The following is a 14,370-nucleotide window of genomic DNA, read 5'->3' as shown; positions in this document are numbered from 1 at the left end:
CAGATCAACGTCTGCGGGGTTTTTATTTATGGCTCGAAAAAGCCAAAGTGTTCCGCAACATTTGGCATGTGTTCCGCAACCCTATCTATTTTGTTGGGCTCACAACCTCGCCAACTCGGCGATAGACCCGCTTGGTTATTTCCTCTTTCGAGTGACCCCGCAGGCGGCTGGCGTGACTGATATCCTCGATCTCCGAAGCGGCCTTCGGGTGGATATCGCGGAACTGGAACTGCCGAACTTTGGCGGCCAGGTCAGTGTTGCCGTCGGCGATCAGCTTCCGAGCGGCCTTGTCCCGCGCCTCACCGAAGCGATTCCTCAGCATCTCCCAGCTCATCCGCAGGCCGGCGTCGTTGGTGATCAGGCGTGAATTGCGCACGCCCTGAAGCTTGCGCCGCTCAAGCAGCGCCTCGATGAATAGGCCTAGGCCGGTCAGTACGCCATTGACGTGCCGTCGTATGCGCAACTTCTTATCTGTCTTGTTCTGGTCGACCCACAGGTAGTCCTCGTCGAGGTCGACACTGCTGAACTTCAGCGTGTCGGCTGGGCGCTGGCAGGCCATGGTTGCACCTGCAGAGCTAGATCGATTGCCATCCTTTTCGCCTGTTCTTCCTCCTGATCGGAAGGATTGGTGAGGCGAACTGCCCCATAGGTTTTTGTCCCCATGAAGCCTTCTCCCACGTAAACATCTCGACCCCCGAATGGCAGAACCTCTACCACCACCTTTCGGAAATTGCCGAGCATGAAATCCAAGCGTTGTGTATCCGTGAATTCGCTCACAGCTGATACCTCTCATCAATCCAGCGCCCAAGCTCCAGTGCGATGGTGATTACTGGAAAGGTATAGTTTTCAACAACTCCGATCTCATCAAGACACTACGCGCTCAAGCTCGGTGGAATAGCGCCGCCGCAATGGCTGCCGCTATTGCAGTTTCCCTTCAGTTGGCAGTAAAGCTTGCATAGGGGAAGGCGCTGGCGGGCAGCGCCGGAGGCAAGGTAGTAGCCTATTGCCTCAGGTGCGGGTTGAGTGGTAATCTTCGATCACGTGGTCGTTGTTTGACCCAATCGAGTCGATGCAAGCTGTTTACAACGTGAAGTCCATCGATGTTTTATCTGTTCTGTCTGGCCTCGTAACTTTGTTTGTTTTCATCAATGACAATGCTTACTGGGGGGTTCTTATGGCAGTACTACCAATGATGATCTGTGCTGGGGCTGTGCTGCGGGACCATGCAAATAGCAGAGAACTGTTGGGGATTGAGCGTTGTGCTTGATAGATAGCCGCCGGGCAACCGGGCCCCGCACCACTATTCAGAAGGGCTGACTCGTTCAGCCCTTTTTCATTCCTGAGAGATTGTTCTCAGTCCCTGGGTCGCGCCGCAGTTCGGCAACACTCGCTTCTTCAAACTGACGCGCTAGCTTTGGCGAGATGTAAAAAGCTGGCGCGTCAGGACGTTCAAGGCGACGCGCCCGCTCTTCCGGATCCTGGGCAATCCATGACAGGGCCAAGTCCTGCCATAGCTCCTGCACCTGATCGTAGCCGTGGCGCTCGATCTCGGCAGCCATGGCGGCCTTGATCCCTTCCGGCATTTTGAAGAACACCTTCTCGATGCCCCAGCTTCGCGGCCTGCTTCTTCTGACGATCGCGGTAGTCCGCTGAGTGCTTTGCGGCTCCCGTCTTCTGCTCGGTCATGGCCGATACCTCTAGGGTTGACTGCATCACCCTCCGTGCTGAAGGAGTAATGATGTTGAATGCACTTAGTGGGGCAACGTCGTCTACATTGGAGGGGCTACCCTTAATGAGAGAACGGACATGCTCACATCAAAAACTTTAATCTCATTGCTCGCTAGTGCCGCCCTAGTTACGGGCTCAATAAGTGCCGCGGCTGATCCCGGCAATGGAAAAGGGCAGGGCCATGGAAAGGGTAACTTCCAGAATATTCAAGGCCATGAAGCTGCGGGCGGCGGGTCGAAGGGAAAGGGTTCAGGGCACAATGACTGGGATGACGGACCGAGAGTTGATCGAAGCAGCGTCCTAAACGTACTAAACAGTTACCACAATTACTGGAGTCCAGGACCAGCACTGCCGCCTGGTATTCAGAAGAATTTGGCACGAGGAAAACCGCTCCCTCCTGGCATCGCGAAAAAGCTCGATGGGAGACTTCTGGGCCATCTTCCTCGCTACGATGGCTATGAGTGGCAACAGGTCGGAACTGACTTAATTCTCGTTGCGATTGCTACCGGCATAATCTACGAGGTGCTGAATGGGGCACTGGATTAGTGGAGTCGCTCGCGCTCTGCCGGACGTGGGCGGCGATGCGTTTCATGCTCGATGTTGACCACGGCGGCGTGATTGTCCGAGACCAGGGTCCGGCACGTCCGCTCCAGGCGTGCCCGCATGTTCTGGGGTTTGCGCGTGCTCATTGCCGCGTGCCTGCCTTGCTTGCCGCCCCAGCCTCGCAGGCATCGACAAAGCGCATCCCCGCCTTGTAACTGTAGGCGAAGCCTTGCACGGCGCCGGTGACGATCTCAACCACATCCCAGGTGCCGCCATGATCAGATGCCTGGTAGCGCGGACTCCCTTGGGCGACCTTGGCGAGAGCCTCTTCGCGTACCATTTGGCTGCGCTCGAGCAGAGCCGCGAGCAGGGCGCATTTCTCCGCGAAAGCGGGGTGCATTCCTGTCTGCATGGGGTGTTCCTCGTGGGAATCAGGCGTGGTAGTCGAATGACTTGGCTTTGCGTAGGACGCGGACCTGTGCGATCCGGCGGTCTGGTACTCGTCGATCGCGGCGCATGGGGCCGCTGTCGTCGGTGGCGGCCCGGCGCGGCACCTCAAGCTTGAACATAGCGGCGGCAATGCGCTTCTCGACACCGCTCTGGCTGATGCAGTAGTGCCGTACGATCTGCTTCGAGGTCATGCCCTGAGCAACATCGAGAACACACTCCAGCTCGCGGGGCGCAAGACTGCGCCCAAGGTAGCCCATCCAAGAGCCGCTTGTGATCGTGTCCATGGGTTATCTCGGTTTTGCACTTTCCAATGCCTTGCGCAGCTCGATGACGAGTGCGGTGGAAATGGTGATGGTGTGCTCTATGCGCAATCATGGTGGTGTCGTGCGCAGTAGCGCGGAGGGCATCCCGCAGCCATGGATGGATGAGCTCAACGACCAGATGGCGATGATCTCCGATCCAGAGGGGCGCTCTGCAGTGATGACGGAAATGGCCATTTCCGCTCATCGCCGACAGGACATTGGTGCTGGGGCGCTGGCCGAGATGCTGGAGCTCGCCGAGGCGGCCAGACTATGGGCTCATGCTGAGCGTGAAGCGGAGTGAGAAGGACGCCAGCCAGGACGGCTGACAGTGTCGGCAGAACGCCGTAAGGGGGCTTTCCGGGTTAAGTCTCGGCGACTATCATGACGGCCGTATAGGAAAGTGACTTGCTGAGACAGGTGGCGATCCCTCAAAACTGCATGGAGCCGAGGTGGGTATGTATTATTCAGTGGGTGCGATCGCTGGCCTGGCAATTATTGGTATCGCTAGTTGAGTATTCATTCGATTTCGCCGCAGCCCGATCAAAGGTAAATGCCCAGTCTGCGAGAACGGATTAATTGTCGACCCTAGAGAGCATGACGCGCTCTCCTGCCCTTATTGCAGCGCCTTGATTCTGGTCGATGGGCGAAAGCTCACCGGGTCTTCGGTCAGCGTGAACCACTGATCGGATGGCTAGGCTTTCACTCGAGGTCGTTCGTGCTCCGCCCTCTAAAAATTCTGGAAATCGGTTCCAAAACTAAAACGGCGACCCTTGTAGAATGCGGGTTACAGCCCGGAAAAATCGATTCTTTTGGAACTGATTTGATTGTCTAGACCGCATGAGGCGGTGATTATTGGATCGGTTTGCAAATTCGTCTACGCCGGTTCGATCCGACCTCGGCCTCCACATTTGAAAGCCCCGCAGATTAACGTCTGCGGGGTTTTTCTTTATGGGGCCGGAAAGCCAAGAGTTCCGAAACAAAAGGTATGGGCGTGCGCTACACCGGACCTGCAACAGAAGGCCATACCGGGGCAGTTGAAAAAGTTTGTGGGAAAGGGAGATTGCATCAGACCATGACTGCTGCCATGGCGTGGGGGCGGCAGCGCGCCCTGGACTGGATCACCGAGAGCTCTCCGCCTGCGCCTACCGGCCTTGAAGTTAAACCCTCTGGACGCAGGCCTTCACGTACTTTCAGATAAGGATGCTGGAAAACGGAACGCTCTTGAAAAGACATCAGTCGTATCTCCATCGGAGGCGCATTTGAGGCGCACAATTGGAGAAAATGATGAGCCTTCAGTCCATAAGCCATAACCTGTACGAGCACACCTACCTTGGGTACCAGGCATCTATCTACGTGCTGTGGGAGGCTAGCCTTGATTTTCCCACCGGGATGCTGGTTGAAGTAGGGAGACCAGGCGCTACGGCGCGCACCATGCGTGTGAATCGACCATTCTCCTCCCCGTTTGAAGCAGTTATCGAAGGAAAGGTAATGGTCGAACAGTACGTGCAGAGTCAGAACGGCTGAGCATGATTGGCACGCACAGCTTTCAGGTCGCTGCTTTCGGCCGAACCGCATTCAGGTGAAGGCCGTCAGCTGTCACATCCCGCTCTTTCAGGTCCGCTAGATGGCATTACCAACCCTCGAGCCTCGAAGGCTCGGGGTTGGGCTGCGCTGAATGCCTTCTGCTACAAGCAGGTCAAACTAAGAAAGTCGTTCGACCAATGGCAATGCATTTATCTGTGGTCGAGCGAACAGAAATCCTTGCATCAAATCAATCCCCAATGCTGCCAATGCTTGGCACTCTGCATCTGTCTCAATCCCCTCGGCGATCAGCGTAATGCCCAGCCGTTCGGCTACCAGAACGATACCCGCGACGATGGCTTGCCGAACCGGATCCTGGCTGATTCTCCGCGTGAGTGCCATATCCAGCTTCAGTACGTCTGGCTGAAATTCTGCGAGGAGGTTCAAGCCTGAGTAACCCGAGCCGAAATCATCTATCGCAGTGGTGAAGCCCTGTCGGCCGTATTCCTTGAAGATTGCTTTCAAGTGCTCGGTATCGTCGATCCGCTCACCCTCGGTCACTTCGAACATGAGCTGATTGGCAGGGAAGTCGAATGTCCGGGTGGCTTCCAGGGTAGCTCGGATACAGGTACTGGCACGGTAGACGGCGTTGGGCAGAAAGTTGATGCTCAATTTACAGTCCGCATGCCGTCCCAGTCCTAGTGCTGCCGCTTGCTCGATGGCCTTCACTCGACAGGCCTGATCGAAACGGTACAGATTATCGGGCGACACCTTGGCCAGGATTTGCGCAGCGCTTTCACCGCTTGGACCGCGAACCAATGCCTCATAGCCAAACGGCCTACCTGAAGGAACGTGAATGATGGGCTGGAAGGCCATCGTAATGTCGAAACCCAGGCTCGCAAGGTCGCGACATTGGGAGCAGCCAATCGCTAGAAAGGGCTGGGGGAAAACGGGCTTGCTCATGGGTTATCGCCGAGGTGCGTGGGTACGACTGTTGAGAATGCTTGAATCCACAGCAAGTTCCAATTTGTACCCATTCGCCCTGGCTCAGGGGCAGTCTGCCGTGAGCTGGCGTTAGGACGAACTGTGTTCTAACGGCGTCGGACTTTCGGGAGTTTATTTGTGGCCTAGAAACCTATTTCTTGTACATGGTCTTCGCTGGCGTACAAGATTCAGGGCCGCCTGTCAGACTGCGACGGATTTTGACGCCAATTTTATGAATGTCGCCGGAGGCAGCGCTAATGTGGGTACGTCATCTACATTAACGCGTATGTCGAAGGAGGCCGGCATGATTATCAGAGGAGAGGTGTTTTGGGGCTGGGCCGACCCGACCCTGCATCACCGCGATCACGTAGAGGCGCTGGATGACGGAACCGTGATCGATGTTCAGGCGAGGCTGTCTCGAATAGGGGGCACGCAGCTTTTCATCGGCGTTTACTCGTCTTCAGGCGCCAGGCTTCTTGAAGAGGCCTACGATGAACGTCCTGGAGAGTCGATGACCCGCGCTCTTGCGTGGGGTGTGGGACGCGCCAGGAGGATTGCGATGGAGGGTGCGCCCAGGAAGATTGCAGCCAGGGCATGACCCTTGAGGTTAACCACGAAGCCCAGCTCCGCGCTGGGCTTTTTGCATCTGGCGACACTACGCCCCCACAGTGCTCTCTCAAAGGGGGGATACATGAAATACTGCTCGCATTGCTAGCCATGCCCGGCGTGGTTGGATGCTCATCGCCGGATGCATTGAGCAAACCCGGCTAGGTACGCTTTCCGAGCATCGACGATCCTTGCCTCACCGCAACCACTGGGCCTTGCCACCGATGTCCTGCACACCTCCCAACGCGATCTACGCCAAGCGCTTCGAAGCGGTGCTCACCCATATCCAGGCCAATCTCGAAGGTGACCTGTCGGTGAACACCCTGAGCGAGATCGCGAACTTCTCGACCTTTCACTTCCATCGGCAGTTCACTGCGTACGTCGGCGTGCCCGTCGCGCGATACGTGCAGCTGATGCGACTGCGTCGGGCTGGTCAACGACTGGCGGGGGATGACAGCCATTCGGTACTGGACGCTGCGTTGGACGCAGGCTTCGAAAGCCCCGAGGCGTTCAGCCGTGCGTTTCGCCGGGCCTTTGGCATGTCGCCGAGCACCTTTCGCCAGGCGCCGAGCTGGCAGCTGTGGAATGCGGTATTTGCCATTCCCCATTTTTCCAGGAGTATCGTCATGCAAGTTCGGATCGTGGACTTTGTCGAGGTCAAGGTTGTAGCGCTGGAGCACCATGGTGCACCGGCATTGCTGGACCAGACCGTCGGGCGCTTCATCGATTGGCGCAAGCGCACGGGCCAGTCGCCGGTGGAGAGCAGTCGCACATTCGGCATCCCATACGGCAACCCCGACACCACACCAGCGCAGGATTTTCGCTTTGCCATCTGTGGCGAGCTCAATCAGCCGCTGGTGCCTGATGACGAAGCGGTGCGAGAGCTCATCATCCCTGCCGGGCGTTGTGCGGTGGTGCGTCATGTCGGCTCGCCGCATGTCATTGGCGAGACGATCTATCCGGTCTATCGCGACTGGTTGCCGGGCAGTGGTGAGGAATTGCGCGACCATCCGCTGTATTTCGAGTACCTGAGCGTGTATCCGCAGACGCCGCTCGAGCAATGGCAGACGGATATCTACATCCCCCTGCGTTGAGCGCTGATCAATAGGTGGCGGTGATCGCCAGCGCCAGTTGTCGGTCGCTCATGAAGGGGGGTGTGGCGCTGGCGCGGTATTCACGGCATGCCTGTTCGAAGCGAGCTCCGCGAATGGCGCCGTCGGAGCCGATGAAGGCGAGTGCGTCGACGCAGAAAAAGAAAAACCCGCCATTTGGGCGGGTTCAAGAACGTATCGAAGCCTGGTCACTATGCCCCTGTGAATGTCAGCATTTCGTGAAAGGCATGTCGACAGACTGTTTCTAGATGTGGCTGAGTTCCAGTCGGCTGATCACGCACACCGAGCCGTCTTCGGCGGCGGTGGAGTCGCTGTAGTCCACCTGGTTATACACTCCGCCATGGAAATTGAAGGCGCGGACGTTCCAGCTCTGGGCCATCTGCAGGACGCCAGTGCTGCCCGTACGGCCGTTGCAGGTGGCGCTGACCGTTGCCGCACCGGCGCTGGTGACGTCGATGCTGATCTCGAACGGGGTGTTCAGCGGCACGTCGGTCAGTACGTTGCTACTCAGCGGCGTGAGTTGGTTGAAGTCCTGGCGAAACCCCAGGGTGATCTTGCCCTTGTTCCAGAACACCTTGATCACAGGGCTGTCGTCGTCCTTGACGTGCATCTGCGAAATCACCACTTTTTGCGCCGAATTGACCTTTTCCAGGGTCATGCGCTGATGATTGCTGTGGCGGGTAGCGCTGGTCAGGGACCAATAGCGTGCTTCCTTCCACTCGCAGCGGGTGCGGTGGGTGCTCTTGCTCGAAGCGCCGCGGGTCGGAGCGCTCATGCGGATCGAGCCGTCGCTGAGGCGGGCGATTACCTGGGTGAGGGTGGCCAGGGCCTGGGCCCCGGTCAGTTCCAGCGCCACCGGATTGCTGGGTGACTTGGGCACGGGCGTGGTGATGATGAGGTTTTCCATGTTCACGGCCATTGCTGTTCTCCTTGCAAAAAAGACAGGTCCTACACCTAGTGCGAACCTGGAGGAGCGGCGCAAGTTTCAGCTGATCCATGAGCGGCAAAAAAAAGCCCGCCATGGCGGCGGGCAAGACGTTCTGAAGGGAGCAGCGCAAGATTACGGCTTGCGCAGTTAAGCGAGCGTTAACCCGGTTCAATGATTGACCGCGACTTCCGATAAGCCTATACAGGCCCCCCAACACGGAGCTGCGCGATGCACGAAGAAGACGATCTCCCCGAACCTGAGCACGATCACTTGCTCGATCACGAATTTCTCTACGAGGACTTCGACCCTGAGGCCGATGCCCAGGGCGCCGAGGATGAGATCGAGGAAGACGAGGCGCTACAGGATGATCTCGACGATGACGAGCAAGACCATCCCGCCTGGCATGACCACCCTGACGACTGAGTCAGCGCCGGTCCAGCGAGAAGCGTCCGGCGCCTGTCACAGCCAATAGCAGCAGGCCGCCGATGATGCTCATGTTCTTGAAGAACTGGGTCATGTTGGCTGCGCGCGCAGGCTCGACCATGTTCCAGAACGGGTGGCCGATCAGCGCCGTGCCGAGCACGAACAGGGCGAACAGCAAAGCCAGTGGTCGGGTGTAGAAACCGAGTATCAGGAGGATGGCTACGAAGAACTCCATGATCACTGCGACCGCCGCCGCGACCGTCGGGGCTGGGGCGCCCAGGGATCCGAGGTAGCCCACGGTGCCTTCGAAGCCGGTGAGTTTGCTCCAGCCAGAGAGGACGAAGAGGATCATCAAGAGGATGCGCGCCAGAAGGATGATGGCATCGCGTTGACCGTCGAAGAGGGTGTAGCGCATGTCTATGCTCCGGTGGACAGTGTCAGAATCCACTCTAGCAGGTGCGCAAGCCTTTGCTGCACGAACGAAAAAGGCGCCTGTTCAGGCGCCTTTGACGAGGAATATGGTGCGAGTGGTGGGACTCGAACCCACAAGGCTTGCGCCGACAGATTTTAAGTCATTCTGCCCCTCATTACGCTTACGGGAGGTGTGGAGAGCTTACGAGAGCTGAGCTTAGCTTACTTGAGCTTAAAAGCTTAGAGAATCAAGGCCTTGAGGCGAGTATTGCACCGCTGCCGAGGGCTTGTGAGAGCTGAGCAGAGCTGCTGGGAGCTGAGTTGAGCTGCCGGCGCAGCTACCAGGCCAGCCAACAAGAGCTACCAAGCTATCGTGTCGGATGCATTGATCGTTATTTAGGCAGCCTCAAGGCATTTGAAGGCCGACATAGCTTAGGCACGAGAGACAGATCAGTGGGAAAGCGGCGCTGACGGCTTGGTATTGCGAGGGACGGGGTGTTTCGTGGTGCCCCGAGCCGGACTCGAACCGGCACACCTTTCGGCGGCGCATTTTAAGTGCGATGTGTCTACCAATTTCACCATCGGGGCGCGATGTGAAGCAGTCGATTAGACACGAAAATTATGCGGAAATCAACGGTTTAGAGGCTGGGAAGGAGTGTGGGCGTGGCATTGAAGAACAATTTTACTAAGGATGTGCCTAGAGACCTGGTTTGCCCGGAGGATAAGTCTGAGATTTAGGTGTATGACACTCATACAAAGGGCCTAGCTGTACGCGTCACTAAAGCCGGTGGGAAAACGCTCTATATCATCCGAAAGGCCAGCGGCAAAGATCAGCGGCGCAAGATTGACATCTACGACTACAAGTCTACGAAACTTCCAGTTATCAGGGAGGTTGCGGAAAAGACCTACGCTAACCTCGATGTGATTTTGGTTGAGGAGTATAAAAAAGTTTGAGGGAAAGCATTACTGTTAATAAAGCGTCGGAGTCGATGATTGCTAATAAGGCTAAGCTTGCTAAAAGCACAATTGGCGATTATACGAAAACCCACGATAACTACATCAGACCTAGGTATGGTGATCCAGCGTTGATTGTTGCTGATTCCATCCAGCGTTAACCTGTAGCGGTACGTGTCCGGCACCAATGCCTGTGAAGGAAAATAACTCGTCATCAGCAAATTAAACTCCGCTGAGGCGGGCTGGAGACCTCGAGTGTCACCCTTAAAACCGCCTCATTAGCGGCTTTTAATGCGACAGAACCAGACCTTCGCATTGTTGTAGGCTCGCAGATCGCCTCACGTATTTTCACAGAGGGTGGGTTAGGCATCCCTTCATCTCTACGATTGGTCCAGCCCGCTCCCCATCGCGGGCTTTTTTGCCCTCCGGATGATGGGTGAGTGGCAGATTCACCCCTCACTTGCGATAAGGCTCATCGGCCTGGGCCAGCTGTTTACCGTTAGTCGTGGCCAGCACCTAGTGGATCTGGAAACTGCCTGACAGGCGGGGTGACCTTGCTCAAAGATATAGCTCGTAGAAGCAAGCATATTCCATAATATTCTTACAAATTAATTTTATATTGCGTTTTAATATTAAAAATTGAGTCTCATGGAGTAGCAGTCGTTGAAACCCCTCTCCCTTTTGCCTTTGGGCTTTGCCCTACTAACGGCTTATTCAACGGCCTTTGCTGGCTCAACGCTCGACCGTGTGGAGAGCAAAGGTGTGCTCACCGGAGTACTGATGGAGAACTACCCTCCGTTCTCTTTTTTAAACCAGCAGAACCAGCTGGATGGTTTTGACGTGGATGTCGCCAAGGCTGTGGCCGAACGCCTCGGAGTAAAACTTAAACTCGAAACACCATCCTGGGATGTGATCGCAGCAGGGCGCTGGAGTGGTCGCTACGATATCTGCGTCTGCTCAATGACGCCGAGCAAGGCTCGTGCTGAGGTATTCGACTTCCCTGTCGAGTATTACCAGTCGCCTGCGGTGATCGTGGTCAACGCCAAAGACAACACCATCACCTCGGGAAAAGATCTGTCGGGTAAGAAGGTCGGGGTCATAAGCGCCTCCACGTACGAGGCTTACCTGAACAAGGATCTCACCATCGAAGGGGCAGAGGACAAACCTCTGGTCTACCCATTCGACAGTGTCCAAGCTGCGCCCTACGACAACGAAACTGTTGCCTTCCAGGATCTAGCACTGGGGGCCGGCGTGCGTCTCGACGCAATGGTCACCAACCTGATCACTGCCAAGGAGCGTATAGCCCAGGATCCCCGTTTCAAAATTGCAGGTGATACTTTGTACGCGGAACCCAACGTAGTTGCTGTTGAGAAGGGCGATCCGCAGTGGAGTCAAAAGGTCACTCAGGTCATCACGGAGCTTAAGGCCGATGGAACATTGGCTAAGATCTCCCAGAAGTGGATCGGCGCCGATATCAGTAAATGACAGCTCACAATCCAAACCCCGCGAAGTCCGTTCTCGCACCCTATGTGAAGTCGAGCGCTTTGAGTCGGAACTTTGGGTTTAAAACCCGCCTGTATCTGACTTGGGCGGCTTTGCTCGGACTATGCGTCATTTTCTTCCTGGGCTTTGACCTGAAGTTCTCGATCATCCTGGATAAGTGGCCAAACCTGGTAGGGCTCCGGTTAGGGCCTGATGGCTTCCTCCAGGGCGCTGCACTGACGCTCTTCCTCTGCTTCTGTTCGATCTGGCTTTCGCTGCTGCTGGGCTTTGTTACGGCACTGGCGCGGTTGTCGCGCAGTGCTGTGGCGTTCGGCGTAGCGAGCTTCTACGCGTCGTTCTTTCGCGGTACACCGCTGCTTATCCAGATCCTGCTCATTTACTTAGGCTTGCCTCAACTGGGCGTGGTGCCGGGAGCCATTACCGCAGGGGTCATCGCACTGTCGCTCAACTACGGTGCCTACCTCAGCGAGATTTTCCGTGCCGGCATCATGGCTGTCCCACCTGGGCAGCGTGAAGCGGCTGCTGCGCTCGGCTTGAGGCCGACGTCGACGTTCCTTCACGTCGTTCTTCCCCAAGCGATGAGGACGATCATCCCGCCGACCACCAGCCAGTTCATCTCGATGCTGAAGGACTCGTCCCTCATTTCGGTCATGGGCGTCTGGGAGGTGATGTTCCTGGCGCAGTCCTACGGGCGCTCTTCGTACCGTTACATCGAAATGCTCGCCACCGCCGCGCTCATCTACTGGCTGCTGTCCATTGGGCTTGAACTCATCCAGCACCGTCTTGAGCGCCACTTCGGCAAAGGATTCCAGAATCAGCGGTGAGTTGCCCGCTATCTCAATGAAGATAGGAACAATAATGTCCGACCCAAAACCCCTTCTATTTGCCCTTTATGAGCAGGCCAGTGTTGGCTGTGGTGGCGCGCCTAGTCTGTGGACTCACCCGGCTGACGAACGCCTGGCTGCCAACACCTTCGATTTTTGGTCAAACCAGGCACGCATCGCCGAGCAGGCCAACCTCGACATGCTCTTCTTTGCTGACGTGCTTGGCTTCTACGACGTGTTCGGCGGAAATGCTGAAGCGGCAGTGAAGTGGGCAGTTGAAGCGCCGGCAAATGATCCCCTGATGATCATCCCAGGCCTCGCTGCTATCACGAAAAACCTGGCTTTCGGCGCAACCATCACCACCACCTACGAGCACCCGTTCACGCACGCCAGGCGGCTCAGTACGCTCGACCACATGACCGGAGGGCGGATCGCTTGGAACATCGTCACCTCCTACCTTTCCAGCGCGGCTCGAAACTTCGGTCTGGAGGAGATGATCAAGCATGCCGACCGGTACGAGCGCGCTGAAGAGTTCATGGATGTGGTCTACAAACTCTGGGAGGGCAGCTGGGCCGATGACGCAGTAGTCGCGGACAAAGCGGGGCAGGTCTACGCCCAAGGCGACCGGGTGAAGCCCATCAACCATTTCGGTGAGCGTTACCGTGTGGCGGGGCCTCACCTCACTGCGCCGTCTCCGCAACGTACACCTTTGCTGATCCAGGCGGGTTGGTCGGGCAGAGGCCGTGAATTCGCGGCCAAGCATGCCGAGCTGATCTTCATCGCAAAATCCAACCCTCAGGAAATCCGCCAGGGCTTGGAAGAGATCTGGGCGATGGCCCAGGCTCGGGGGCGTGCTCGGGATGACGTAAAATCGTTGACGGTACTGAGGATCGTCACCGCCAAGACCGAAATCGAGGCTCAGCGGAAGTACGACGAACTTCAAAGCAACTATCACCTGGAGGCGCAACTTGTCAGCTATGCAGGTGATACAGGCATCGACCTGAGCCGTTACGCAGACAGCGATGCGCTCTCGACTCATACCGAAGGCCTGACTTCCTACATGATGCGTCCCGATGGAAGCGGGAAGCCTCTCACTGCGGGCGATGTCAAGAAGCGCTTCGCCAATGTGACGCGGGGTACTGACCTGATCCTAGTCGGAACGCCAGAGCAGGTCGCCGACCGGATTGAGGAGCATGCTCGCATCTCGGGAACGAGTGGCTACATGCTTAACCCGCTCACAAGCCCTGGGACGCTTGAGGATTTCGCCGAGCTGGTCGTGCCAGCGCTCCAAAAACGAGGCCTCTATCGCACTCAGGCGCAAACCGGCACTTTTCGATCTCGGCTGAGAACTGACGGCTCTAGTCGGCTACCGTCATCGGCCTATGGGGCTTCTTTTCGGGATCGTTGACATGAAAATCCTATGATCGGATAGCCAAGCCTCAGGATGGTCGTTACCGGTGTGGCCTACTGAGGAGGCGTTCGACTCGGGGCTAGGGGAGTCTATGACACAGGCTCTGTCATGGTGTGTTGCGATGGCCCACCGGACAGCTAATCAGGAAGTCTGAGCGGTTATTCGACCAGCCGCCTCTGGGTAAAAGTCTCCTGGATAGCTCGGTATCCGTCCTGAGATAGCCTTCGCCGGCAGATTTCGCGGCAGGGGCGTAGGATATTCGGTGAGGTCAGCACTAGCGCTTCGGTTTGATGTCATAATGATGCACAGGGACATCGGCACGTATCCTCGAGCCAGCCCTTCAGGACATCAGTCCAATGCTAAGCAACGACGATTTTCGGTACACCGCTCATAGGCACCTTCTTGAATTGGATGCTTCAAATTCTAGACTCAGGCACCTAGTTTCTCGGGGCGAAATCAACGGTGTCCTCTGGGACGATGCTGTCCAATGGCATCAAAACTCATATGACGCCTGGGCCATCTTTTTAGGCCAAAATCCTCAGCGTTCGTTGCCATCCTGACCTGCAATCGTGGAGAGGTCTTCGATTTTCAGCGGTTCCACTTGACACCAGTCTTCCCCCTCTTGAGGCCAACTGCGCTTCCAGAGGCTCCGGCTGGTGTCAGAGCGAGA

Annotated in this window: 18 protein-coding genes and 1 tRNA gene; 8 read left to right on the top strand and 11 right to left on the bottom strand. The window is 56.7% G+C overall.

What is annotated here, in order from left to right:
• Nucleotides 1-85: 85 nt before the first annotated feature.
• The 3 genes from AB688_RS17935 to AB688_RS17930 form a co-directional block, all read right to left on the bottom strand.
• Nucleotides 86-559, bottom strand: coding sequence for an integrase (locus AB688_RS17935; protein WP_081255269.1), 474 nt, complete (start codon nucleotides 557-559; stop codon nucleotides 86-88).
• Nucleotides 529-777: a hypothetical protein gene (locus AB688_RS26480; RefSeq protein ID WP_081255268.1), complete on the bottom strand. Its 249-nt coding sequence runs from the start codon at nucleotides 775-777 to the stop codon at nucleotides 529-531. The genes AB688_RS17935 and AB688_RS26480 overlap by 31 nt, the downstream gene beginning before the upstream one ends.
• Nucleotides 778-1,322: 545 nt before the next feature.
• Nucleotides 1,323-1,583, bottom strand: a complete 261-nt coding sequence (locus tag AB688_RS17930) for a hypothetical protein (protein WP_231100249.1) — start codon at nucleotides 1,581-1,583, stop codon at nucleotides 1,323-1,325.
• A 223-nt stretch (nucleotides 1,584-1,806) separates the two neighbouring features.
• Between AB688_RS17930 and AB688_RS26475 the strand changes: the two genes are divergently transcribed.
• Nucleotides 1,807-2,274 carry an anti-virulence regulator CigR family protein gene (locus tag AB688_RS26475; RefSeq protein ID WP_081255267.1) on the top strand — a complete coding sequence of 156 codons (468 nt, stop codon included), beginning with the start codon at nucleotides 1,807-1,809 and terminating at the stop codon, nucleotides 2,272-2,274.
• Here AB688_RS26475 and AB688_RS26875 read toward each other — a convergent pair.
• The 3 genes from AB688_RS26875 to AB688_RS17920 are packed head-to-tail and all read right to left on the bottom strand — an operon-like array spanning nucleotide 2,271 to nucleotide 3,005.
• Nucleotides 2,271-2,417 (bottom strand): hypothetical protein, encoded by a 147-nt coding sequence (locus tag AB688_RS26875; protein ID WP_155738218.1) that lies wholly within the window; start codon nucleotides 2,415-2,417, stop codon nucleotides 2,271-2,273. The genes AB688_RS26475 and AB688_RS26875 overlap by 4 nt on opposite strands.
• A complete protein-coding gene (locus AB688_RS17925) occupies nucleotides 2,414-2,683 on the bottom strand; it encodes a hypothetical protein (RefSeq protein ID WP_063545352.1) in 270 nt (89 codons plus the stop codon). The genes AB688_RS26875 and AB688_RS17925 overlap by 4 nt, the downstream gene beginning before the upstream one ends.
• Before the next feature lie 19 nt (nucleotides 2,684-2,702).
• Entirely contained in the window at nucleotides 2,703-3,005 is a 303-nt protein-coding gene (locus AB688_RS17920) for a LuxR C-terminal-related transcriptional regulator (RefSeq protein ID WP_063545351.1), read from the bottom strand.
• On the opposite strand from AB688_RS17920, the gene AB688_RS17915 reads away from it, so the two are divergent.
• Nucleotides 2,992-3,324 carry a hypothetical protein gene (locus tag AB688_RS17915; RefSeq protein ID WP_231100248.1) on the top strand — a complete coding sequence of 111 codons (333 nt, stop codon included), beginning with the start codon at nucleotides 2,992-2,994 and terminating at the stop codon, nucleotides 3,322-3,324. The two genes, AB688_RS17920 and AB688_RS17915, sit on opposite strands and share 14 nt — an antisense overlap.
• A 1,400-nt stretch (nucleotides 3,325-4,724) precedes the next feature.
• Here the strand turns inward: AB688_RS17915 and AB688_RS17905 are convergent.
• A complete protein-coding gene (locus tag AB688_RS17905) occupies nucleotides 4,725-5,507 on the bottom strand; it encodes an EAL domain-containing protein (RefSeq protein ID WP_063545350.1) in 783 nt (260 codons plus the stop codon).
• Nucleotides 5,508-5,832: 325 nt separating this feature from the next.
• Here AB688_RS17905 and AB688_RS17900 point away from each other — a divergent pair, with 325 nt between their 5' ends.
• Both AB688_RS17900 and AB688_RS17895 read left to right on the top strand, forming a co-directional pair.
• Entirely contained in the window at nucleotides 5,833-6,126 is a 294-nt protein-coding gene (locus tag AB688_RS17900) for a hypothetical protein (protein ID WP_054892102.1), read from the top strand.
• A gap of 232 nt (nucleotides 6,127-6,358) precedes the next feature.
• Nucleotides 6,359-7,228: an AraC family transcriptional regulator gene (locus AB688_RS17895; protein WP_063545349.1), complete on the top strand. Its 870-nt coding sequence runs from the start codon at nucleotides 6,359-6,361 to the stop codon at nucleotides 7,226-7,228.
• A 7-nt stretch (nucleotides 7,229-7,235) separates the two neighbouring features.
• Here AB688_RS17895 and AB688_RS26470 read toward each other — a convergent pair whose 3' ends face one another.
• A complete protein-coding gene (locus AB688_RS26470) occupies nucleotides 7,236-7,343 on the bottom strand; it encodes a DUF2388 domain-containing protein (protein ID WP_419555271.1) in 108 nt (35 codons plus the stop codon).
• Nucleotides 7,344-7,490: 147 nt separating this feature from the next.
• The gene (locus tag AB688_RS17890) at nucleotides 7,491-8,165 is read right to left on the bottom strand and encodes a polysaccharide lyase family 7 protein (RefSeq protein ID WP_054892099.1); all 675 of its coding nucleotides are present in this window, start codon (nucleotides 8,163-8,165) and stop codon (nucleotides 7,491-7,493) included.
• A gap of 237 nt (nucleotides 8,166-8,402) precedes the next feature.
• On the opposite strand from AB688_RS17890, the gene AB688_RS17885 reads away from it, so the two are divergent.
• Entirely contained in the window at nucleotides 8,403-8,597 is a 195-nt protein-coding gene (locus tag AB688_RS17885; protein ID WP_054892098.1) for a hypothetical protein, read from the top strand.
• A 1-nt stretch (nucleotide 8,598) separates the two neighbouring features.
• Here AB688_RS17885 and AB688_RS17880 read toward each other — a convergent pair whose 3' ends face one another.
• The gene (locus tag AB688_RS17880; protein ID WP_054892097.1) at nucleotides 8,599-9,012 is read right to left on the bottom strand and encodes a DoxX family protein; all 414 of its coding nucleotides are present in this window, start codon (nucleotides 9,010-9,012) and stop codon (nucleotides 8,599-8,601) included.
• 499 nt (nucleotides 9,013-9,511) lie between these two features.
• Nucleotides 9,512-9,596: transfer RNA gene (locus AB688_RS17870), tRNA-Leu, on the bottom strand.
• A gap of 1,029 nt (nucleotides 9,597-10,625) precedes the next feature.
• Here AB688_RS17870 and AB688_RS17860 point away from each other — a divergent pair.
• From AB688_RS17860 to AB688_RS17850, 3 genes are read left to right on the top strand one after another with little or no spacing between them, the layout of a single operon-like run.
• Nucleotides 10,626-11,447, top strand: coding sequence for an ABC transporter substrate-binding protein (locus AB688_RS17860; protein ID WP_063545347.1), 822 nt, complete (start codon nucleotides 10,626-10,628; stop codon nucleotides 11,445-11,447).
• Nucleotides 11,444-12,289 (top strand): amino acid ABC transporter permease, encoded by an 846-nt coding sequence (locus tag AB688_RS17855; RefSeq protein ID WP_063545346.1) that lies wholly within the window; start codon nucleotides 11,444-11,446, stop codon nucleotides 12,287-12,289. The genes AB688_RS17860 and AB688_RS17855 overlap by 4 nt, the downstream gene beginning before the upstream one ends.
• A gap of 34 nt (nucleotides 12,290-12,323) precedes the next feature.
• Nucleotides 12,324-13,697: an LLM class flavin-dependent oxidoreductase gene (locus AB688_RS17850; protein WP_063546791.1), complete on the top strand. Its 1,374-nt coding sequence runs from the start codon at nucleotides 12,324-12,326 to the stop codon at nucleotides 13,695-13,697.
• Nucleotides 13,698-14,370 lie beyond the last annotated feature (673 nt).

This window comes from Pseudomonas putida (assembly GCF_001636055.1).
In the GTDB taxonomy this organism is placed as follows: Bacteria; Pseudomonadota; Gammaproteobacteria; order Pseudomonadales; family Pseudomonadaceae; genus Aquipseudomonas; species Aquipseudomonas machongensis.
The sequence above is the reverse complement of the archived record's forward strand: the minus strand, read 5'-3'. Positions and strand labels throughout refer to the sequence as shown.

Coding starts and splice junctions, on each gene's coding strand:
- AB688_RS17935 (WP_081255269.1), bottom strand. CDS start 559: ATGGCCTGCCAGCGCCCAGCCGACACGCTGAAGTTCAGCAGTGTCGAC.
- AB688_RS17930 (WP_231100249.1), bottom strand. CDS start 1,583: ATGCCGGAAGGGATCAAGGCCGCCATGGCTGCCGAGATCGAGCGCCAC.
- AB688_RS26475 (WP_081255267.1), top strand. CDS start 1,807: ATGCTCACATCAAAAACTTTAATCTCATTGCTCGCTAGTGCCGCCCTA.
- AB688_RS26875 (WP_155738218.1), bottom strand. CDS start 2,417: ATGAGCACGCGCAAACCCCAGAACATGCGGGCACGCCTGGAGCGGACG.
- AB688_RS17925 (WP_063545352.1), bottom strand. CDS start 2,683: ATGCAGACAGGAATGCACCCCGCTTTCGCGGAGAAATGCGCCCTGCTC.
- AB688_RS17920 (WP_063545351.1), bottom strand. CDS start 3,005: ATGGACACGATCACAAGCGGCTCTTGGATGGGCTACCTTGGGCGCAGT.
- AB688_RS17905 (WP_063545350.1), bottom strand. CDS start 5,507: ATGAGCAAGCCCGTTTTCCCCCAGCCCTTTCTAGCGATTGGCTGCTCC.
- AB688_RS17900 (WP_054892102.1), top strand. CDS start 5,833: ATGATTATCAGAGGAGAGGTGTTTTGGGGCTGGGCCGACCCGACCCTG.
- AB688_RS17895 (WP_063545349.1), top strand. CDS start 6,359: ATGTCCTGCACACCTCCCAACGCGATCTACGCCAAGCGCTTCGAAGCG.
- AB688_RS17890 (WP_054892099.1), bottom strand. CDS start 8,165: ATGGCCGTGAACATGGAAAACCTCATCATCACCACGCCCGTGCCCAAG.
- AB688_RS17885 (WP_054892098.1), top strand. CDS start 8,403: ATGCACGAAGAAGACGATCTCCCCGAACCTGAGCACGATCACTTGCTC.
- AB688_RS17880 (WP_054892097.1), bottom strand. CDS start 9,012: ATGCGCTACACCCTCTTCGACGGTCAACGCGATGCCATCATCCTTCTG.
- AB688_RS17855 (WP_063545346.1), top strand. CDS start 11,444: ATGACAGCTCACAATCCAAACCCCGCGAAGTCCGTTCTCGCACCCTAT.
- AB688_RS17850 (WP_063546791.1), top strand. CDS start 12,324: ATGTCCGACCCAAAACCCCTTCTATTTGCCCTTTATGAGCAGGCCAGT.